The organism is Arthrobacter globiformis, assembly GCF_030818015.1.
Taxonomy (GTDB): Bacteria; Actinomycetota; Actinomycetes; order Actinomycetales; family Micrococcaceae; genus Arthrobacter; species Arthrobacter globiformis_C.
Genome location: NZ_JAUSZX010000001.1, coordinates 1,424,280 through 1,442,443 on the forward strand (window position 1 = coordinate 1,424,280; position 18,164 = coordinate 1,442,443).

Annotated in this window: 22 protein-coding genes; 12 read left to right on the forward strand and 10 right to left on the reverse strand. The window is 66.5% G+C overall.

Annotated features, from left to right (window positions below):
• Nucleotides 1-237 precede the first annotated feature (237 nt).
• The 3 genes from QFZ23_RS06590 to QFZ23_RS06600 all read left to right on the forward strand — a co-directional run bounded on the left by QFZ23_RS06590 (nt 238) and on the right by QFZ23_RS06600 (nt 2,400).
• On the forward strand, nt 238-768 hold the full coding sequence (locus tag QFZ23_RS06590) for a hypothetical protein (protein ID WP_306921460.1): 531 nt from the start codon (nt 238-240) through the stop codon (nt 766-768).
• 227 nt (nt 769-995) lie between these two features.
• Nucleotides 996-1,424 (forward strand): YybH family protein, encoded by a 429-nt coding sequence (locus tag QFZ23_RS23690; protein WP_373427855.1) that lies wholly within the window; start codon nt 996-998, stop codon nt 1,422-1,424.
• Nucleotides 1,425-1,662: 238 nt separating this feature from the next.
• Entirely contained in the window at nt 1,663-2,400 is a 738-nt protein-coding gene (locus tag QFZ23_RS06600) for a hypothetical protein (protein WP_306921464.1), read from the forward strand.
• Between the two features lie 294 nt (nt 2,401-2,694).
• Here the strand turns inward: QFZ23_RS06600 and QFZ23_RS06605 are convergent, their stop codons facing one another.
• The 3 genes from QFZ23_RS06605 to QFZ23_RS06615 form a co-directional block, all read right to left on the reverse strand.
• Nucleotides 2,695-3,273, reverse strand: coding sequence for a hypothetical protein (locus QFZ23_RS06605; RefSeq protein ID WP_306921466.1), 579 nt, complete (start codon nt 3,271-3,273; stop codon nt 2,695-2,697).
• A 2-nt stretch (nt 3,274-3,275) separates the two neighbouring features.
• The gene (locus QFZ23_RS06610) at nt 3,276-3,992 is read right to left on the reverse strand and encodes a hypothetical protein (RefSeq protein WP_306921467.1); all 717 of its coding nucleotides are present in this window, start codon (nt 3,990-3,992) and stop codon (nt 3,276-3,278) included.
• 184 nt (nt 3,993-4,176) lie between these two features.
• Nucleotides 4,177-5,604, reverse strand: coding sequence for a multicopper oxidase family protein (locus QFZ23_RS06615; protein WP_306921469.1), 1,428 nt, complete (start codon nt 5,602-5,604; stop codon nt 4,177-4,179).
• A 600-nt stretch (nt 5,605-6,204) separates the two neighbouring features.
• Between QFZ23_RS06615 and QFZ23_RS06620 the strand changes: the two genes are divergently transcribed.
• From QFZ23_RS06620 to QFZ23_RS06630, 3 genes are read left to right on the forward strand one after another with little or no spacing between them, the layout of a single operon-like run.
• Entirely contained in the window at nt 6,205-6,654 is a 450-nt protein-coding gene (locus tag QFZ23_RS06620; RefSeq protein ID WP_306921471.1) for a YybH family protein, read from the forward strand.
• Between the two features lie 59 nt (nt 6,655-6,713).
• On the forward strand, nt 6,714-7,034 hold the full coding sequence (locus QFZ23_RS06625; RefSeq protein WP_306921474.1) for a hypothetical protein: 321 nt from the start codon (nt 6,714-6,716) through the stop codon (nt 7,032-7,034).
• Nucleotides 7,031-7,249 carry a hypothetical protein gene (locus tag QFZ23_RS06630; RefSeq protein ID WP_306921476.1) on the forward strand — a complete coding sequence of 73 codons (219 nt, stop codon included), beginning with the start codon at nt 7,031-7,033 and terminating at the stop codon, nt 7,247-7,249. The genes QFZ23_RS06625 and QFZ23_RS06630 overlap by 4 nt, the downstream gene beginning before the upstream one ends.
• 18 nt (nt 7,250-7,267) lie before the next feature.
• Here the strand turns inward: QFZ23_RS06630 and QFZ23_RS06635 are convergent, their stop codons facing one another.
• The 3 genes from QFZ23_RS06635 to QFZ23_RS06645 all read right to left on the reverse strand — a co-directional run bounded on the left by QFZ23_RS06635 (nt 7,268) and on the right by QFZ23_RS06645 (nt 9,616).
• Entirely contained in the window at nt 7,268-8,254 is a 987-nt protein-coding gene (locus tag QFZ23_RS06635) for an aldo/keto reductase (protein WP_306921478.1), read from the reverse strand.
• Nucleotides 8,255-8,321: 67 nt separating this feature from the next.
• Nucleotides 8,322-8,729, reverse strand: coding sequence for a (R)-mandelonitrile lyase (locus QFZ23_RS06640; RefSeq protein WP_306921480.1), 408 nt, complete (start codon nt 8,727-8,729; stop codon nt 8,322-8,324).
• On the reverse strand, nt 8,726-9,616 hold the full coding sequence (locus tag QFZ23_RS06645) for a helix-turn-helix transcriptional regulator (protein WP_306921482.1): 891 nt from the start codon (nt 9,614-9,616) through the stop codon (nt 8,726-8,728). Before QFZ23_RS06645 ends, QFZ23_RS06640 begins: the two co-directional genes overlap by 4 nt.
• A gap of 165 nt (nt 9,617-9,781) precedes the next feature.
• On the opposite strand from QFZ23_RS06645, the gene QFZ23_RS06650 reads away from it, so the two are divergent.
• Nucleotides 9,782-10,099, forward strand: coding sequence for a carboxymuconolactone decarboxylase family protein (locus QFZ23_RS06650; RefSeq protein ID WP_306921484.1), 318 nt, complete (start codon nt 9,782-9,784; stop codon nt 10,097-10,099).
• 36 nt (nt 10,100-10,135) lie between these two features.
• Here QFZ23_RS06650 and QFZ23_RS06655 read toward each other — a convergent pair whose 3' ends face one another.
• From QFZ23_RS06655 to QFZ23_RS06665, 3 genes are all read right to left on the reverse strand, one after another.
• Nucleotides 10,136-11,989: a glycoside hydrolase family 15 protein gene (locus tag QFZ23_RS06655; RefSeq protein WP_306921486.1), complete on the reverse strand. Its 1,854-nt coding sequence runs from the start codon at nt 11,987-11,989 to the stop codon at nt 10,136-10,138.
• 32 nt (nt 11,990-12,021) lie between these two features.
• On the reverse strand, nt 12,022-12,498 hold the full coding sequence (locus QFZ23_RS06660) for a hypothetical protein (RefSeq protein ID WP_306921488.1): 477 nt from the start codon (nt 12,496-12,498) through the stop codon (nt 12,022-12,024).
• An 86-nt stretch (nt 12,499-12,584) separates the two neighbouring features.
• Complete coding sequence (locus QFZ23_RS06665) at nt 12,585-12,971, reverse strand: TfoX/Sxy family protein (protein WP_306921490.1); 387 nt, start codon at nt 12,969-12,971, stop codon at nt 12,585-12,587.
• A gap of 236 nt (nt 12,972-13,207) precedes the next feature.
• On the opposite strand from QFZ23_RS06665, the gene QFZ23_RS06670 reads away from it, so the two are divergent.
• From QFZ23_RS06670 to QFZ23_RS06690, 5 genes are all read left to right on the forward strand, one after another.
• Nucleotides 13,208-13,681: a hypothetical protein gene (locus tag QFZ23_RS06670; RefSeq protein ID WP_306921493.1), complete on the forward strand. Its 474-nt coding sequence runs from the start codon at nt 13,208-13,210 to the stop codon at nt 13,679-13,681.
• Complete coding sequence (locus tag QFZ23_RS06675) at nt 13,678-14,904, forward strand: Nramp family divalent metal transporter (protein WP_306921495.1); 1,227 nt, start codon at nt 13,678-13,680, stop codon at nt 14,902-14,904. Before QFZ23_RS06670 ends, QFZ23_RS06675 begins: the two co-directional genes overlap by 4 nt.
• Nucleotides 14,901-15,332: a hypothetical protein gene (locus tag QFZ23_RS06680; RefSeq protein WP_306921496.1), complete on the forward strand. Its 432-nt coding sequence runs from the start codon at nt 14,901-14,903 to the stop codon at nt 15,330-15,332. Before QFZ23_RS06675 ends, QFZ23_RS06680 begins: the two co-directional genes overlap by 4 nt.
• Entirely contained in the window at nt 15,319-15,666 is a 348-nt protein-coding gene (locus QFZ23_RS06685; RefSeq protein ID WP_306921498.1) for a PRC-barrel domain-containing protein, read from the forward strand. Before QFZ23_RS06680 ends, QFZ23_RS06685 begins: the two co-directional genes overlap by 14 nt.
• A gap of 230 nt (nt 15,667-15,896) precedes the next feature.
• Nucleotides 15,897-16,100, forward strand: coding sequence for a cold-shock protein (locus QFZ23_RS06690; protein ID WP_190606256.1), 204 nt, complete (start codon nt 15,897-15,899; stop codon nt 16,098-16,100).
• A 159-nt stretch (nt 16,101-16,259) separates the two neighbouring features.
• Here QFZ23_RS06690 and QFZ23_RS06695 read toward each other — a convergent pair whose 3' ends face one another.
• Nucleotides 16,260-18,053 carry an SARP family transcriptional regulator gene (locus QFZ23_RS06695; RefSeq protein ID WP_306921500.1) on the reverse strand — a complete coding sequence of 598 codons (1,794 nt, stop codon included), beginning with the start codon at nt 18,051-18,053 and terminating at the stop codon, nt 16,260-16,262.
• Between the last annotated feature and the right edge of the window lie 111 nt (nt 18,054-18,164).

Sequence of the window (18,164 nt, forward strand, 5' to 3'; positions counted from 1 at the left end):
GCGGTCACGGTAGTGGCCCTTGGGCTAACCGCGGGTTTCAGGGTATTCGACCTGACCGCGAGGAAAGCAGCGGCGAAGGTCTAGACAGTCTTCCCGGCAAGGGCGCTGCTGAGTACCATTGCCGGCCACGGTTCTTTCGCTCTTCTTGGAGAGAAGACACGGATGTACAGGGTCCCTTCAGCTCTTGGCTGGCTCGGCATAATCGGCGCCGTCGCCTGGATTTCACTTATGGTTCTGATGGCTGGGGGTTGGGGGCCGCCGGGATCAGCCGAATATGACCGTTACGAGGCCAACTCGCAGCTTTGGGTGTTCGCTTTCGCCCTCATGGCCTGCGGCTTCATCGGACTGTTCCTGCGCTACAGAACCCGAGCGGAACCCGCTCTGGGACTCACTGCCACCGTCTCAGTAGTTCTCGGATTTGCGCTCATGATGGCGGGCAACGTGGCCGAATTCAGGCTCTTCAGCCATCTGCCCTACGAGGCGGACAATGCCCGCATGTGGGCGTGGTTAATATTCCTGCTCGGGTTCCTGTCGGTGCTCGTGGGAACCCTGCTCCTTGGAGTGTGGACCCGGCGCCAGGAGCTCCTTCCGCGGTGGGCAGGATGGATGTTCCTGCTGGCACTTCCGGCCACATTTGTGGCTGCCGCCGCATCGCTGTATCCCGTTCCGCTATGTCTGGCGACGCTCACCGCCGGCATACTTGCTGTTCGGCCGAAGCCCATGCCGCACGATGTATCTGGCCCGGCTACCGTGACCGGGCTACCCTGACTGCGTTCATCGTGCTGGCCGTGCTCGCAGCCCTGCCGGCCTTCATTGGCTCCATACACTTCATAATTTCGGGGTGAACATGGGGACCCGCAGTGCTGCAGTCGGCATCCGTGAAACGGGACGGGTCCGGAGGGCGCATCGTTCTGAAACGGAGGCGCTATCGGGACGCTGAGGTGCATACTGGGGGCAGCGCCAGAAGGCGTGGTCCTGTGGGAGTGGTGAGGGTGATGGTTGCTTCAAACTTCGATGGCGTGGTCGAGCGTCTGCGTGCCGCGCTTGACGAGATCCTGAAGGGCGATCCTGCGCCGTCGCAGGATCTGTTCGCCAAGAACGACGAGGTGACCCTGGCCAACCCCCTGGGCGGCGTTTCCCGAGGGTGGGACAACGTCGCGGCCAGCATCGCCAAGGCGGCAGCGATCTACCGTGACGGTGCGGTCGTGTCCATGGAGAACGTTGCCACGGTCGTGGTCGGAGATCTTGCCTACGTGGTGCTGATCGAGCGGTTTAGGGTTCGGGTTGCGGGAGGGGCCGATCTGGACGACGTGGCCCTCCGCACGACGAACATCTATCGGCGGGAGGGCAACGAATGGCTGCTTGTCCACCGTCAGGCCGATACGCGAGTTGGTGAACAGGCGCCAGAGTCGGCAGTCCAGTAAGAGCCGGTTGCGGCCGAGCGCGGCCGCGGCCAGCACGCCGTCGAACATCCTGCTGAACAGGAGCAACCGGGCCGTCGAGTAGATGCGCTTCACGTCGAGCATTTGGTCCCCCACGCGTTGTTTCCATTGGTGGGTTCTGGTTCCGGGCGAACTGCACTACCTTTTTGCTATGGCCATGGGCAAGCATCGTTGCTCTGACCCTTTATAGAAATTTCTACTCAGAAGGAGTGGGAAGGGCATGGCTCTACGAACCAAAATATTCCTCGGTGTCCTCGTCCTGTTTCTGGTTGCCGGCGGGGCGGTGTTTTTTTACAACGACAACATAAAAAGGAGCCGGGCCGGGGAGTACAACCCGCAGATCAGTCCCTCGGATTTCACGACCGACATCACCAACAAATACTTCGCTCTCCCGGTCGGCAAGAAAATGACGTACGAGACCACTGGCCAAGGAGGAGTCACCGAACGGATCGAAATTGAGATCCTGCCGGAGAAGAAGCAGATAGAGGGCTTTGAGACCGTCATCTATCTGGACAAGGAATACAAGAACGGGCAACTGGTGGAGGAAACCAGAGACTACCTTGCACAACACAAGAACGGTGACGTGTGGTACTTCGGGGAAGATGTGAACAACTACTGGAATGGGTTGCTGCTGCACCACTCGGGCAGCTTCCTTCATGGGAAAGACGGTGCAAAAGCCGGGATTTGGATGAAGGACGAGCAGCGCGTTGGTGATTCCTACCGGCAGGAGTTCTACATTGGCAACGCGGAAGACATGAGGGATACCGTCGCCACCGGCCAGACCGTCTCCACGAAAACCGGCAAATACACCGACTGCGTCAAGGTCTACGACTGGACGCCGCTTGAGAAACACTCACGGGAGCACAAATATTACTGCCCTCAGGTCAAGTCATTGGTCCTCACCGAGGACCTCGAGACGGGCAGCCGGTCAGAACTCGTAAGTGTTGTCCAGCCGTAGGCTCAACCGGAAGGGCTGGGTTTCGACAGGTTTGATTTCGTAACAGGAGGTCCGAGCGGCTCAGCAACTATTCGGAGTGTTGAGCTCTCCGGCGCTCCAGGCTCTTGCGGACTTTGCCTTTCCGCGAGGCCCGTCCGTGAAGGAAAAGGTGCTCGAGGAAAGTCAGCGCTCCCTCAACGAGCAGGAGTATGAAGTCAACCACCATGTGGCCCCCATCTGTGGCTTTCGTTTGACGTGCCGGTGCGATTCATACTTGTCCAGTTTTCCCAATGCCGCCACCGAGCGGTGGCTGCACTACGACGCGGCCGAGTTGAAGCCGGGGTCGGTCGTCGCCGTCTCCAGGAGCCGGTCGAAGCTGCGAATGCCGTAATCCGGTGGCGTGGCTGCGATGACGATCCGCGTCGTGGTGACTACGTCAGTTTTCGGCTTGGCATTCTGCTGCGGCTTCGGTGAGGGCTGCGGGACGGCCTTCAGGTGCAGGCCGGACACCCCGCTCACCAGCAGCGGGAGGCTCCCGCCCTCGACGAGAAGTGAGCGGAGCCCGTCCGGTGAGAGTTGGTTCGTCCGGTCCGCCGTCAGTTCAAGCATCACGTCATTGACGGTCCCGGTCAGCCCCTGCAGGAACGCCCGCTCGCTGGAATTCTTGCCGAGGATGGCCAGGATCGTAAACGCTGTGGCGAAGGCTGCGACGAACAGCATGGTGGCGCCGACATCCCTCAGGGCAGGCGTGAAGGTCATCAGGAGCAGGCACAGGACGAAGCCGATGACGGAAAACCCTCCGAACATGGAGCCGGCGCCGTCGGCCGGCCTGCCGCTCCATTGCTTGGAGGTGAAGCTGCAGACTTCCCTGGACGCGGTGCGTGGACTTGGCATGATCAGTTCCCTTTCACTTCCAGCAGGGCCTCGGCCATACTGATTGCTTCCCGCGCTTCCCGAAGACTTTCCCGAAGGGCAGGATCCGGGAAACCGAGGCTGATGCCCTCCGGGGAGGGGGAAAGATCATCGGCGACCCTCCGGAGATTTTCCCGCTCCAGCGCGAGCATGCGCGACGACGTCAGTTTGACCCTGCTCTTCTCCAGTTCAAACAGCGATGTGTTGATTTGGTCCCGGCGCGCCCTGATCGAATGGCAGACTTCCTGGACGCGCTGCGTGCGGCTGGTGAACATCCGCTCCATCTTGGCAGCCACGTCATGAAGTTCCCTCAGGGTGCCGTATCTCCGCGCCTCATTGGTTCCGCTGTGCCGGGTCAGGAGCTGACTGATGAGCGAGAGGCGCTGACCCCACAGCTTGAGCCCTGCCTGGTTTTGGGTGAGGAGCAGTTCGGCAGCGCCAAGAGCCGTGGCCAGGGCATCCCGCCGCGGTGTGAGCTTGCCGGCCGCTGCGTCCAGCCGTGCGATGAATTCCGAGTAGTTGTCGAGCGACGGCGGCGCGGGACTTTCCTCCCTGCTCGCCACCCGCATGGCGGGCGGGGCAGGCGGCCCGTTGGCCGCCGTCGGACTTTCCTTCCTTGTTCCGCTACGCGGAGGATTCGGCGGCTTTCGCGGCGGGACGGCGCGGGGTTCTGGCCCGGAGTCAGGTGCGCCGTCGCTCATGATCAGTCATCCCCATTCATGATCCGTCCGGGGCGGCGTCACACCGCCCCGAACGAGGCAGGAGCGCCCGCGCACCTGCCTGTGAATGCTCATTGTAAAGCGCGGGACTGACGTTGTCTGCGGGCCGCCTGGTCCAGGCCGGACGACGCGGTACGCGCGGACGGGCTTCGGTCATCGATCCATCTCACGTCCCCGGCGGGAACAGCGGCCGGTACACCGGTGGGAAGGCGTTCGCGGGCAGGGGGTCACGCTTGGGCGGGGCGGCGGTGATGGGGTCGTTGGTCCGCAGATTGGCTACCGCGTACTGAACCATCATGTCGTGGTCCTCGTGCACCAGGTTGTGGCAATGGATCATGTACCGCCCTCCCTCCTGCGCCGTGGTGTCGAACTGCATCAGCGCGGTGATGGACTCGTTCTCACCGGTGTAGAAGACGTCCTTGGGGCCGAGCTCCCAGGCGAATGGTTTGCCGCCGTTGGTGTTGCGGGCGATGATTTTGGCGTCGATCAGGTGGATGTGTACTGGATGGAACCATCCTCCGGATTGGTTGATGATGGTCCACTGCTCGACGGCGAAAGGCTGCGGGTTGCCGAACAGCTTGGTGAACCCGGACCTTTCCACGTCCTCCCACCGGACGCCGTTGATGCTCCATTGGCCGTTCTGGCGCTCGAACCTGAGCTGCCTCTTTACCGTGGCCATCTGCGGGGTCAGGCTCATGGTGTCGATGCCGCCACGGGCCGCGGTGGGCGACCCCCCGTTGTCCAGCCGCGACGGGATCGAGGAGATGGACCCTGCACCGGAGCCCGAATCGGCGACCACCTGGAAGCGCATGATCTTGTCCGTGTTGGCAAAGTCGATGTTGTTCTTGTTGCTGAGGTTGCGCAGGTCGACGGTCTGCCCGGGCCTGTACTTGCGGAAGTCGACCAGGATTTCGGTGCGCTCCGCAGTGCCCATTCGCCATGACGAAACGGCCTGGACCACCGGCGTCATGCCGGCGTCGGTGGCTACGATGTAGACGGGTTCGCCGTTGGAGAGGGCGGGCCGGTAGGAGCGTGAGATCGATGCAACGAGCACGCGGAAACGGTAAATGCGCGGCTTGACCTTCATGGTTGGCCAAGGCACGCCGTTGACCAGGATCACGTCACCCCAGAGTCCCTTTTGGCTGTTGTCGCTGTACCCGAGCGAGCCGTCCGACTGGAACAGTGCGTCGGAAAGCATCAGCGGCACGTCGAACTCCCCTTGCGGCAGCTGCGCGCGCTCGAAACGGTCCGTCAGTGGGTAGAAGCCGGCCAGTCCGGAATACACATTCTGGGCGGTGATGTGGTGCTTGTGGTCGTGGTACCAAAGCGTCCGCGCTGCCTGCCTGTTGGGATAGTGGTAATTCTTGAAGAAACCGGGGACGGTGATGTCATTGGCATAGCCGTCGTACTGGGGGAGGGACGCCGAGCCGTGCAGGTGCGTGGAGGTGCTGAATGTCCCCGGCTGGAGCAGGCCGTTCTGGGGGAATGCGTTGCGGATCCGGACCTCGATCCGGCTGCCCTGCCTGGCCCGGATGGTGGGACCCGGGAAGATCCCGTTGTACCCGGCCACGGTGGTGGACAGGCCCGGCAGCATGCGGGCCTGTCCGAGTTTCTGGGTGAGGGCGTAGCGCTCGAATGGGCGACGCGGGTCGCCGCCATCGAAACCCCGCTGAAACGGAACGAGCTCCGGAGGCCGCCGGAAGACAGCCCTGAAAGGGACCGGCGTGTTCTGCGGTGCAAGCTGACTCTGACTAATAGGTTCCGTGGTCGCCGCCGGCCCAGCGCCGCCGGGCAACACTCCGGTCAGAGCAGCGCCCACCGCACCCAGTTTCAGTACTTCCCTGCGAGACGTCATTGTCTCCTCCAGACATTGGGATCGTATGTATCGACATACAGCGAACCCGCGACGAATGGCCGCGGGTTCGCCGTCCCCCCAAGGGGCTGCAGAGACCTGGATGCAACGACGCCAGTGTCCGCCGGACACGTTGGGAAAATCCTGCAGGCCCTGCCAGCCCGGACTGCGCTTCAACCCAAATGGGGCGTTGACTGCCCGGCGCGGCTGCAGCCAGGTCAGGATCCTGGCCGGGTTTCCCTGTACAGCTCTGCCCGTTGACGCGATGCTTGGGAACTGTCACTCTGACGGCAAAGCCCCGATGGGCACGACGCGACGCCTCGGTCGGCGAAGGAGACGGACATGAGCGAGCTCGACGATTTCCTGACCGCCATGCTGGACCGACAGATAGCAGCGGAAACGGCGATCCACAACGGCGATGTGGAGCCGAGAATGGCCCTGTGGTCACGCTCCGATCCGGTCACCTTACTGGGCGCGATGGGCATGTCCAACGTGGGGTGGGACGCCGTCGGTCGGACGTTTCGCTGGGTGGCGTCACGGTTCTCGAATTGCACCGCTTACAGTTTCGAGCTGCTGGCCGCCGGGGCCTGCGGGGACCTTGCGTACACCGTCGGGTTCGAGCGCGCTGACCTGTCGGTCGACGGCGGTCCGCCCCAGTCCACCAAGGTCCGCGTCACCCACGTCTACCGCCGCGAAGGCGGAGAGTGGAAGATCGTCCACCGGCACGGCGACTATGTTCCGCTTGACGCGACCGCTGCGGCTGGGGGAAGCCCAGCCGGACCGGAGACATGACACCGGGCTCAGCGGCCATCTCTATGCAGCCGTGCCGCGCGGGCGTACCGTGACTGACCATGAGCGAAGTGTCACTGCCGCAACGTGTGGCCCGCGCAGTGGGCGACAGTTCCTTCTCGGAACGCGTGGCTGCCGCCCAAGAGGTCGCCTACGGGCCGATTATCGACTGGGCACGGCGCAGCCCGTTTCACACCGGCGTCCTCGGCCACTCCGTGCATCCGCTGCTCACCGACGTGACGCTCGGATGTTGGCTCAGCGCGTCCATCCTTGACGTTGCCGGAGGACCCCAGGCGCGTCATAGTGCCATGGTCTTGGTTGAACCGGGCTGGCGGCCGCTGTACCAACCGCTATTGCTGGAGCCGGTGACTGGGCGGAAATGACGGACAGCGAGCGTCGGGTCGGCGCGGTGCACGCACTCGGGGCCGACGCCGCCGTCTTCCTTCTCCTTGGATCCCTGATCGCGCGGATGCGTGGCCGGCACGCGCTCGCAGTGAAGCTCGGCCTGGCAGGCAACGCCATCGTGGCAGGAGCCGGCTTCCTGGGCGGCCACTTGGCGCTCAATCGCGGAACGGCCCGCCGGGCCACCGCCGCCTAAGGGAAGCGACACGGGGCGTCAGCCGTTAACGAGTCCCAGGTGCAGGTCGTTGTACCGGGCGCCCTGCACGCCGATCCGCCGGGCGAGCGCGTCCAGGTCTGCGACCTCATCCGCAGACAGGGGCACGGTCGTGGCGCCGGCGTTCTCCTCGATCCTGGCGGTGCGGCGTGTGCCCGGAATGGGCACGATCCATGGCTGCTGCGCGAGCAGCCACGCCAGCGCGATCTGCGCCGGGGTGGTGCCCTTGCTCCGGGCGAGGCCGGCAACATGCTCCACGAGCGCGGCGTTTGCGGAACGGTTCTCCTCCGTGAACCGGGGGATCGTGGCGCGGACGTCGCCCTCGGCAAAGGCAGAGGCCGCGCTGACAGTGCCGGTGAGGAAGCCCTTCCCAAGGGGGCTGAAGGGCACAAAACCGATGCCCAGCTCGGCCAGCGTCGGTAGCACCTCCGCCTCGGGATCGCGGGTCCACAGGGAGTACTCGCTCTGGACCGCCGTCACCGACTGCACCGCGTGCGCACGGCGGATGGTCCCGGCGGACGCTTCCGAGAGTCCGAAGTGCCGCACCTTGCCTTCTGCTATCAGCTCACCGACGGTGCCGGCGACGTCCTCGATGGGGACGTCCGGATCGACGCGGTGCTGGTAGAAAAGGTCGATGACATCGGTGCGGAGGCGCTTCAGTGAGGCGTCGGCGACGCGGCGGATCTGCTCGGGCCGGCTGTCCAGGCCGACGCTCTTTCCGTCCTCGATGCGCCACCCGAACTTGGTCGCCACCTGCACGTGCTGGCGGATGGGCGCCAAAGCCTCACCCACCAGCTCCTCGTTCACGTGTGGTCCATATACCTCGGCGGTGTCGAAGAAGGTCACCCCGAGGTCGTACGCGGAGCGGATCACAGCGATCATGTCCTCGCGGCTGCCGGGATTGGGTCCGTAGCTTTGCGACATGCCCATGCAGCCCAGCCCGACGGCGGAGACGTTCAGGCCTTGTCCGAGAGTTCGTGTGTGCATTTTCGGTCTCCGTGGTGGTCGATGGGTCTGATCGGGGTGCTTCCGGCGTCGGGGGTCCCGGGAAGGGTCAGGACTGGGTGCCGTTGTACTCGTCGTCGGTGATGTGCTCGAGCCAGGTGGTGGTCGTGGCGGGGTCGTCACCGTTCTCCAGCATGGCGATGTGCTCCATGAAGCAGCCGGGCGCGGCGGCGTGCCAGTGCTCTTCCCCGGGCGGGGTGTACAGGGTCTGGCCGGGGTGGACCTCGATGATCTTGCCATCGCGGCCACCGAACCGTGCGACGCCCTGGGTGACGCGGAGGTACTGTCCGCGGGCGTGGGAGTGCCAGGCGGTGCGGGCGCCGGGAGCGAACCGGACGGTCGCCACGACCATGCGCTGGTCGCTTTCGTGCGGAAGCGCGATCGGGTCCAGCCACACATCGCCGACGAACTGCTCGGGCGGGTTCTTGCTGGTGGGGTTGGTGGGTTCGATGTTCATGCGTTCTCCTTGCTGGTTGTGGAAGTCGATTCTGTCGCCGCCGTGGCCGCGGTGGCCGCCCAGCTGGCGAGCAGCCGGAGGCCGTCCTCTGACGGGGTGCCGGGGTCGGCGCTGTAGGCGGTGAGCGTGAGCCCGGGCGCGTTCGGGAGCATTAGGGCGTCGAACGCCAGGTGGAGGTCTCCGACGGCGGGGTGGCGGAAGTCCTTGTAGCCTCCGCGGTGGAGGCGCACGTCGCGCCGTGCCCACCGGGCGCGGAAGTCCTCCGAACGGGTGGACAGCTCCCCGATCAGGTCGGCGAGGGACTTGTTGAACGGGTCACGGCCCGCCTCGGTATGGAGGATCGCGACGGAGGTGCTGGCCGCCTTCTCCCAGTCCGGGTACAGGACGTGCGAGCGGTGGTCGAGGAAAGCGAAACGTGCGAGGTTCACGGTTCCGGTGTTCTGTCCGTACGCCTCGGAGTACAAGGCGCGCCCGAGGCCGTTGATCGCCAGGACGTCCAGCCGGCCGTTGCGGACGAACGCGGGCACGCCCACCATGGAGTCCAACAGCCTCTGCACGCTGGGGGTCACGGCCCCGCTGGGCTTGCCCTGCGGCCGCGCCGAAGGTGACGCCGCTCGGGCCAGATTGTAGAGGTGCTCGCGTTCGGCTTCGTTCAGCTGGAGCGCCGTGGCGAGCGACTCGAGCACGCTTTCGGAGACCCCGGCAAGCGAGCCGCGTTCGACTTTGGTGTAGTACTCGACCGAGACGCCGGCCAGCAGCGCGACCTCTTCGCGGCGGAGCCCGGGGACGCGCCGGGTGCCACCGAACTTGGGCAGGCCCGTCTGCTCCGGGGTGAGCTTCGCTCGCCGGGTGCCGAGGAACTCACGGATCTCGCTGCGGTTGTCCATGCCGACCACGCTACGTCCACCATCCGGTTCCGAGGGAGGCCCTGTCAGTACCATGCTTCGACGGACCCCGTATCGGCCGGGGCTCCCGCGCGGCCGGAGGTGCGTGTTGACTCGTGTCATGACCGGTCGACCTCCGGCGAAAACCCGCTGAAAGGAAGAATCAACGTGCCCGAAAACCCCCTCGCCGACTTCGCACCCGCGCTCATCGGCTACACCAATGACGTCCTGTTCGGCCAGGTATGGGAACGCCCCGAGCTCTCCCCGCGTGACCGCAGCCTCATCACGGTCGCGGCGCTGGTCGCCGGCGGCAACACCGAGCAGCTGACCTTCCACCTCGACTACGCCAAGCAGAACGGCCTCACTGAGCAGGAGGTGATCGAAGCCATTACCCACCTCGCCTTCTACGCCGGATGGCCCAAGGCCATGTCGGCCATGACCGTCGCGAAGAACGTCTTCACCGCCGGTCCGAGGCAGGACAACTGACCTAGCGTTGGTTTCGGCAGGCTCAACCGGGGGGGCTCAACCGGCGGGGTCAGCCTTGGCTTCGGCAGGCTCGGTTTCGACGGGCTCGCCCAGCCGTTGCCCGCAAGAAGCGTCACGGAGGGCCAGGGCTGCCTGGACCAGTGCGGAGTGAGTCAAGGCCTGGGGGTAGTTTCCCAGCAGTGTCCCGCTGGCGGGGTCGATCTCCTCGCTGAACAAACCCAGCGGACCGGCGACCCCCAGCAGCGACTCGAACATTTCCGCGGCCTCCGCTGCCCGTCCCGTGAGGGCGAGGGCCTGGACGAGCCAGAAGGAGCAGGGCAGGAAGGCCCCCTCGTTCCCGGGCAGCCCGTCCTGGCCCGGCGGGTAGCGGTACAGGAACGGGTAGCCCGCCGACAGTTCCGTCCACACAGCATCCACCGTGCCCCGCACCCGTGCAGAGCCGGCTTCCTCGAAGCCGGTCACAGGGAGGATCAGCAGGGCGGAGTCGAGGTCGCCCGAGCCGTACGAGCGGGTGTACGTGTTTCTGGCAGTGTCGAATCCCCGGGCCTTGATGTCGGCGGCGACCGCGTCTCGCGCGCCTTCCCACCGGAGCCGCCGCCGGGTGCTGATGCGGTGGGTCCTGGCGATCCGCAGCGCCCGGTCCAAGGCGAGCCAGCCCATGATCTTGGAATGCACGTGGTGCGCGGCGTCCGCGCGGATTTCCCAGATGCCGGCGTCCGGTTCCGGCCAGCGCCGCGCGACGAGATCGGTGAACCCCCGCATCGCCCGCCATGTCTCCGAATTGAGCCGGTGTCCCTGCCGGACGAGGTTCCACGCGGCGTCCAGGACCCAGCCGTAGCCGTCCAGCTGATGCTGGTGGGCGGCGCCGTTCCCCATCCTTACCGGAGCGCTTCCCACGTAGCCCGGCCAGTTCTGCAGGGTGCGCTCGCGGGGAACATGCCCTCCGGTCAGGGTCAGCAGGGCAGGCAGCCGGGGCCGCTGCAGCCGGCTGGCATGCAGGAGCCAGTTCAGGAAGTTCAGGGCCTCGCCGTCTTTGCCCAGGGCGAGGAAGGCGGCGATGCCGATGCTGGCGTCCCGTGGCCACGCATACCTGTAGTCCCAGTTCCGGATGCCGCCTGGATCCTCCGGCAGGGACGTGGTGGGAGCCGCGACCGGCGCGCCCGAGGGGGAGTAGGTCAGCAGCTTGAGTGTCAGCAGGCTCCGCACCACAGGTTCCCGGAACGGCACGTCCTCGCTGATGCCGGTAGCCCACTCCCGCCAGCGGGCCTCGTCGGCTTCCACCAGGTCCCAGGCGGTTTCCGGATCGACCCAGATCAGGGGTTCCGTGTACGCCAGGGCGAGCACCATCACAACGGGACGTCCGGGTTCAACGGTGATTGCCGTCGTCGTGCACGGTTCTACCCGCATCCCGCCGCTGCAGCCAAGCGACATGGCCAGCGCGCCCCATTCGCACACCAGGTGCTGCCCTTGCCGGACGCGGGGGTGAAGGTGGCGCTCGCCAAAACGCGGGTCAAAAACGACGGCGGCCTCCGCCGGTGCGCCGTTGGCCTCCAGCCGCCGGATCAGGAGAGTGGTGGGCAGCAGGCGGCCCGATACCTCCGCCACCATCGCTTCGGTGAGTTTCAGCGTGCCGCCGTCCGTGGCCCAGACCGTCTCGATCGTCGCGGTGTGCGGCCGGTACCGGCGGACGAGGCGCTCGGCGGGCAGCGCCGGGCCGGCGCGGAAAGTGCCGGCCTCGGGGCCGCCGAGCAGGGCGCCAAAGACGGGGTCGCCGTCGAAGGTGGGCGCACAGAGCCAGTCGACGCCGCCGTCGGCCGAGACCAGGGCAGCCGTGCGCGTGTCTCCCAGCAGCCCGTAATCCGCAAGGGCGGGGGAGTGCCTGGCGTCCATGATTCCGTTCACCTTCTCCCTCTTTGGAGCCGTCAACTGGCCGTGAGGAGCAGCCCGAGCAGGGAGCCGTAGACCACATGGGCCGCCACGGCCACCGCTGGCGTCTGGATTCCGTAGTTCAGGCCCAGCAGGCCCGGCGGTTCAAGGGCTGCTCGGCTGGCGGGACCGGCCCTGGTGCTGGCCATTCTGGGATGGATGCCGGGCAGCAGGGGCAGGATGACCGTCAGCGCCACGGCAACGTGAAGGAGCCCCAGCAGCGCGCCGATCCACCACGTGGCCCTGCCCAACAGCGCAAAGACCGCCGCGTAGCCGAGGGCGAAGACCTGCCCTGCTGCCAGGTGGATGAAGAAGCCCGCGATCCGCGCCTTGTCCGGATCCGGCGTGACGAGGCTGCCCAGGACCAGCGGCAGGTCGAGCCGGGTCCAACCGGCCATCTGGAAGGCAATCATCACTGCAGTCAGGGCTGCGGTGGCGAGCAGCCCGAACAGCGCCCAGCCTTGCCAGTCCATCTCAACCGCCCGCATTCTAAAACTAACTTATCTAATTTTAGAGCGCGGATGAACGGCAGGCAAGATCAACGTACTCGCCATCATGGCTACTTCCTGCCGGCCTTGGGCCTGGGTTCCTTGGCGGCCTTCGGCGGCAGGCTGGCGACGTACTGGAACGCCTTCTCCGTCCACGCCCGGGCGCGCGCGTCGTCGCCGTCGCCCTCTTCGTTCCACATCTCCGGCAGGCCGGTGTACCCGCCCATGGGACGCTCGGCCGGACCGAAGGGAACGGTCCGCTCCGAGGACTCCAGCACCGTCCGGTCCGCCTCGGAGAGCTTGATGCCGATGGTGGGCCCGAACAGCCCGGCGAACATGTTGCCGTTGACGAACGCCCCGAGGTTCCCGAACATCGGCTTGATGACCACCTCGGGATGGTTCGGCACCACCGCCCGGAAGTGTTCCTTGTCAGCCTCGGTCGCTTTGGGCATTTCCATCGGTGCACCTCCGGATAGCAGGGCTCAGGGCAGCATGTCACGGGCACGGCTGCGTGCCCTTCCATGCCGGGATCATACGCCCGCCCGCCGGCCCCGGCCACCGCCGCCGGGCAGCCCGGCAACTTGCCTCCGCGGCCCTCTGCTGTTTCCCTGCGCGCAGTGCTATACATAGCTCAAGGCAACCAAATGCAGCGGCGTTTCGGACGAACCGGGCCTGCCCGGAGGCTGGAGGAAAGGTGCTGACCAGGCCAGCCGGAGCGCGGACGGGCCGCCAAGCACTCCACGCCGTCGCCTGCCTCGGGGCGCTCGCCGTCCTCACCTCCTGCTCCGCCGGCAGCGCTGTCACGGACACCGTCTCCACCGCCGCCCAGGACAGCTCCTCCGCCATCGCCACCGCCAAGCTTGCCGTGGGCCTGGACTCCGGCGGCAAGCTCACCCGGGCCGCCACCTCCACCGCGCTCGACGACGCCCTCAAGGAAGTGCAGACCAGCCGCGACACCGTCCTGCGACTCTCACCCGCTTCGCCCGAGGACCGTCTGGTGCGGGACGAGGCGGTGAAGGTTTTGGATAGTTCAGCCGCCAGCCTCACCACTGCGCGCAACGCCGCATCGTCCGACGACGGCGGGCCCTCCCTTTCGGACGGGGACCGGGCGCTCGCCGCGGCTGAGGACGCGCTGTCGCAGCTCACGGCCAAGGTGGGCAAGAAGTGAAGCGCCTGCTCGGCGTCGCCCTCGGCATCCTGACCGCCATTGGCGGGTTCGTGGACATCGGCGACCTCGTGACCAACGCCGTCGTCGGATCCCGGTTCGGGCTGTCGCTCGTGTGGGTGGTGCTGGTCGGCGTCGTCGGCATCTGCGTGTTCGCCAACATGTCCGGGCGGGTGGCGGCAGCCTCCGGCCGGGCCACCTTCGAGGTGATCCGGGAACGGCTGGGGCCGAGGGCCGGACTGGCGAACCTGTCCGCCTCCTTCCTCATCAACCTGATGACCGTAACCGCGGAAATCGGCGGCATCGCCCTGGCCCTTCAGCTGGCCAGCAGCGTCAACTACCTGCTCTGGATTCCGCTGGCTGCGGTGGCCGTGTGGCTGGTGATCTGGCGGGTCAAGTTCTCCATCATGGAGAACGTCACCGGGCTCCTGGGCCTGACCCTGATCGTCTTCGCCGTGGCGCTGTTCCTGCTCAAGCCGGACTGGGGCAACCTGGCCGGCCAGGCCATCCCCGCCGTCCCGGCCGAGGAGACCGGCGCCACCTACTGGTACTTCGCCATCGCCCTGTTCGGCGCCGCCATGACACCGTACGAGGTGTTCTTCTTCTCCTCCGGCGCTGTGGAGGAGGGGTGGAAGATCAAGGACCTGATCCAGTCGCGGATCAACGTCTTGGTGGGGTTCCCGCTGGGCGGGCTGCTGTCCGTCGCGATTGCCGCGTGCGCCGCCGTCGTCCTTCTCCCCGCCGGCATAGCCGTCACCTCCCTCTCCCAGGTGATCCTCCCGGTGGCGGCGGGTGCCGGGAAACTGGGGCTCGCCGTCGTCCTTCTTGGGATTATGGCCGCGACGTTCGGGGCGGCCCTGGAGACGACGCTGTCCAGTGGCTACACGCTGGCGCAGTTCTTCGGCTGGTCCTGGGGCAAGTTCCGCAAGCCCGCGGCGGCCGCCCGCTTCCACCTGGCGATGATCATCTGCCTGCTGGTGGGCATCGCGGTGTTGGCCACCGGCGTGGATCCGGTGCTGGTGACTGAATACTCCGTGGTGTTCTCCGCCGTGGCGCTGCCGCTGACCTACCTGCCCATCCTGATCGTGGCCAATGATCCCCAATACATGGGCAAACACGTCAATGGCCGGGGCGTGAATCTGGTGGCGATGATCTACCTCGTGGTGATCCTCGTGGCCTCGCTGGCCGCCATACCCCTGATGATCGTGACAGGAGCCGGCGCATGAAAACACCCCGCCCGCTGCCGCCCGTTCCTCCTGTGGCCGGGCAGACCCTGGACGCCCAGCTGCACCTGCTGGACCGCCAGGTTCTGGATTCCGACGGCGTCCCCGTCACCACCGTGGACGACCTCGAACTCGGTGCCCCCGAGGGCCAGCCGGAGACTCCCTTAGGGACGGTGATTCCCGAGGAAACGCCGGCCCCGGTGCTCACCGCACTGCTGACCGGTCCCGTCCTGGGCACGCGCATTTTCGGCGGCAGGCCGCCGTCGTCCCGGCTGATCCGGATCCCGTGGACGGACGTGGCCAGCGTTGGTGTGGTGGTCCGGCTCGGCGTCAGCGGCCAGGGCCTCGACGCCGACTGGGTGGAGCGCTGGATCCGCGACAAGATCATCGCCCGGATTCCGGGATCGGGAGGCCGCCGTGATCCTCGGTGACCTGCTGGGCACTCCGGTGCATGACGACGACGGCGTGCGGCTGGGGCGCGTGGCCGACGCCCGGTTTGTGGTGGACGGCGCCCCGCGCCGGCTGATGGCAGACGCCCGCCTGCTGGGACTGGTGGTCAGCCCGCACAGCGCGTCGTCGTTCCTCGGCTACGAACGGAACAGCCTGACGCAGCCCTGGCCGCTGCCGGGGCTGCTGCGGTGGCGGCACCGGGGATCCTTCCTGGTGATGTGGGAGGACATCGCCGTGATCAGCGAGCGGTCGGTCCGGCTGCGCCCCGGGTATACGGCGTACAGTCCGGCGCTGGATGGCAACGGGCAGGAATAGGTTCTCTTGATCCCGGCCTGCGCCGGCTCCAAAGGTTGTACCTGCAAGTTTGGCGAGGTGTCGGCTGGATCTCGTGTAGAGTAGAGACCGTTGTTGTGTTTGTATTTGGTAGTTCAGGCAGTACGCGCGGTCGAAAGTCCGCGTTCTTCTGAAGTAGCGGTTTTGAACACCCCACGCCGGAGGACCCGAAAGTCGGGACTTTTCCTCCACCTTCACGAAGGACAAAAATAATGGCTACTGGCACCGTCAAATGGTTTAACGCTGAAAAGGGCTTCGGCTTCATTTCCCCCGATGACTCTTCCCAGGACGTGTTCGCACACTACTCCGCGATCAACTCCGGCGGCTTCCGCTCCCTCGAAGAGAACCAGAAGGTTTCCTTCGAAACCGAGCAGGGCCCCAAGGGTCCCCAGGCCGTCAACATCCAGGCTCTCTAATTCCATAGAGTTTCTGGGGCCGCAAGGTTTCTGAGCAGGGCCCGTCTTCGGACGGGCCCTGCTTTTTGTTAACCCGCGTGTGCTGGAATCATCCGTGATTTTAGGGACGAGTGCAAGCGGGCTCGACGAGCGCCGTTTCCACAGGCTGGTTCCTCGGACTCAAGAGGCGGGGGTCCCGCGCTCTGCGAGGAACGCCTTCAGCGCGCGGCTGTCGATCTCGTTGGCCAGCCACGGCACCGTCTGCGCGGCCGCCTCGTCTCCGAGCAGCGCCCGATGCGACCGCGCCCGCACCACAAACTCGCGCATCCCGCTGCGGCTGGCCAGCTCGTCCAGCTTGCCAACGAACTCCGAAGCGCGGGGCGAGCCCGCCGCGATGGCGACCTCCACGGCCACATCCAGCAGCCGAGCCGAATACCAGAGGTACCAGGGCTTGGGTTCCAGCCCGCGTTCAACCCAGTGCTGCGCCGCGGCCAGGTCGCCGTGCGCCAGGAAGAGCCGGGCCTCGGCGCCGGCCGCCAACGCCATGTAGCAGTGGTCGCCGGCAAGATCGGCCAGCACCCACGACCGGTCAATGAGTTCCGCGGCTTCTTCGAGCCTGCCGGCAGCGAGATAGGTTTCCCCGCGCAGCCCGCTGACAAACGGCTCGAACGCCGTCCAGTGTTCAGCCGCCACCCACTCCAGCGCGCGGTCCAGGGACGTTGCCGCTGCTTCCGCGTCCCCCTGCAGCAGCTGCACCCGGCCGAGCAGTGCCCGGCTGAACGCCTGCTGCCGGCGGTTTTTGGCCGCCTTCGCCAGCCTGCCGGACGCCGTCAGCGCAACCACGGCATCCTCATAGTGCGCGGTGTCCGAGGCAAGCATGCCTTGTATGCCGAGAATCCGGGCCTGTTCGTCCGGGAACCCCTCGGCAGCGAGCATCGCGCGGCCCAGCCAACCGGCCGCACGGTCCGGCACACCCCGCTGCACTGACAGGTAGCCCAGCTCGCGGTACGCCGCGGCGGAAGTCCGGGAGGCGCCGTCGGGCCCTTCCGCCGACAACGCTCGGTGCAGGAAGTCCGCCACCTCGGCGCCCCGGCCGCCGGCCTGGTGGATCAGCGCGCCGGACAGCGTCACGAGGGACTCGGCGATCAGGTGCCGGTCAGTGCTGCGCTGGGCGAGTACGACGGCGAGCCGCAGCTGATCGAGGCCCCGGTCGACGGCGCCGGCCAGGAGGGACGCGCCGCCGGCATCCAGATACGATCGCACCGTTGCTGACGTGGCCGGCACGCCCGGTTCGGCAGGAGCCGCAGTTGACAGCGCCCGCCGGATCTCCGCCGGGAGCGGCAGGCCGAGCTCCTGGCGGTAGAGGTCTGCGCACTTGGCCACATGGTCCCTGGCCCGCTGGTGCTCGCCGAGTGCCACGAGGGCCTTGACCAGGACGGCGTTGCAGTCCGCGTGGAACGTGTCCCGGTGCAGTGCCAGCGTCGCCAGTTCCACTGCCTCGGCGGGCTCATCCGCAGCAAGGGCGGCCAGCGCGGCCTCGTACAGCAGGGACAGAACGCAGTTGTCCAGGCGATAGCGCTGGTCCGCCACCCAGGAATCAAACATCGGGCAATCGGCGAAGGACAGGCCCTCCAGCAGCTGGCCGTCGAGCCGGCGGGGATCGAGGCCCGAGCTGCCGGGTGACGCGACTGCCTCCACGGCATCGCAGCGCCAGGCCGGCTGCATCTCCAGCCGCAGGGGATCGCCCGCCATCCTTACGCCGTCGAGGGTGCGCCGCAGCTCCGACAGGTTCCAGCGCAGCGCACCGAGCGGGTCAGCGGCATCGGGGACAGCAGCGAGGCGGTCCTGGACCGTCCGGTACCCGCAGCCTGCAGCGCAAGGTAGGCCAGCACGGCCCAGGCCTTGCGGCCACGGGGCTGTGCAGGACTTGCGCCAGGGGACTCGATCCGCGGCGGACCGAGGAGCCGGATCCATGTCTCGGCCATACGGCTCATGGTACCGCGGCGGCTTTTTGGTGTCTGCGGCGCCTCACACGCTTGCTCACACGCCCGCCGAACACACTGAAATCACCAATCAGCACTACCA

Coding starts and splice junctions, on each gene's coding strand:
- QFZ23_RS06590 (WP_306921460.1), top strand. CDS start 238: ATGGCTGGGGGTTGGGGGCCGCCGGGATCAGCCGAATATGACCGTTAC.
- QFZ23_RS23690 (WP_373427855.1), top strand. CDS start 996: ATGGTTGCTTCAAACTTCGATGGCGTGGTCGAGCGTCTGCGTGCCGCG.
- QFZ23_RS06600 (WP_306921464.1), top strand. CDS start 1,663: ATGGCTCTACGAACCAAAATATTCCTCGGTGTCCTCGTCCTGTTTCTG.
- QFZ23_RS06605 (WP_306921466.1), bottom strand. CDS start 3,273: ATGCCAAGTCCACGCACCGCGTCCAGGGAAGTCTGCAGCTTCACCTCC.
- QFZ23_RS06610 (WP_306921467.1), bottom strand. CDS start 3,992: ATGAGCGACGGCGCACCTGACTCCGGGCCAGAACCCCGCGCCGTCCCG.
- QFZ23_RS06615 (WP_306921469.1), bottom strand. CDS start 5,604: ATGCTGCCGGGCCTGTCCACCACCGTGGCCGGGTACAACGGGATCTTC.
- QFZ23_RS06620 (WP_306921471.1), top strand. CDS start 6,205: ATGAGCGAGCTCGACGATTTCCTGACCGCCATGCTGGACCGACAGATA.
- QFZ23_RS06625 (WP_306921474.1), top strand. CDS start 6,714: ATGAGCGAAGTGTCACTGCCGCAACGTGTGGCCCGCGCAGTGGGCGAC.
- QFZ23_RS06630 (WP_306921476.1), top strand. CDS start 7,031: ATGACGGACAGCGAGCGTCGGGTCGGCGCGGTGCACGCACTCGGGGCC.
- QFZ23_RS06635 (WP_306921478.1), bottom strand. CDS start 8,254: ATGCACACACGAACTCTCGGACAAGGCCTGAACGTCTCCGCCGTCGGG.
- QFZ23_RS06640 (WP_306921480.1), bottom strand. CDS start 8,729: ATGAACATCGAACCCACCAACCCCACCAGCAAGAACCCGCCCGAGCAG.
- QFZ23_RS06645 (WP_306921482.1), bottom strand. CDS start 9,616: ATGGACAACCGCAGCGAGATCCGTGAGTTCCTCGGCACCCGGCGAGCG.
- QFZ23_RS06655 (WP_306921486.1), bottom strand. CDS start 11,989: ATGGACGCCAGGCACTCCCCCGCCCTTGCGGATTACGGGCTGCTGGGA.
- QFZ23_RS06660 (WP_306921488.1), bottom strand. CDS start 12,498: ATGGACTGGCAAGGCTGGGCGCTGTTCGGGCTGCTCGCCACCGCAGCC.
- QFZ23_RS06665 (WP_306921490.1), bottom strand. CDS start 12,971: ATGGAAATGCCCAAAGCGACCGAGGCTGACAAGGAACACTTCCGGGCG.
- QFZ23_RS06680 (WP_306921496.1), top strand. CDS start 14,901: ATGAAAACACCCCGCCCGCTGCCGCCCGTTCCTCCTGTGGCCGGGCAG.
- QFZ23_RS06690 (WP_190606256.1), top strand. CDS start 15,897: ATGGCTACTGGCACCGTCAAATGGTTTAACGCTGAAAAGGGCTTCGGC.
- QFZ23_RS06695 (WP_306921500.1), bottom strand. CDS start 18,053: ATGGATCCGGCTCCTCGGTCCGCCGCGGATCGAGTCCCCTGGCGCAAG.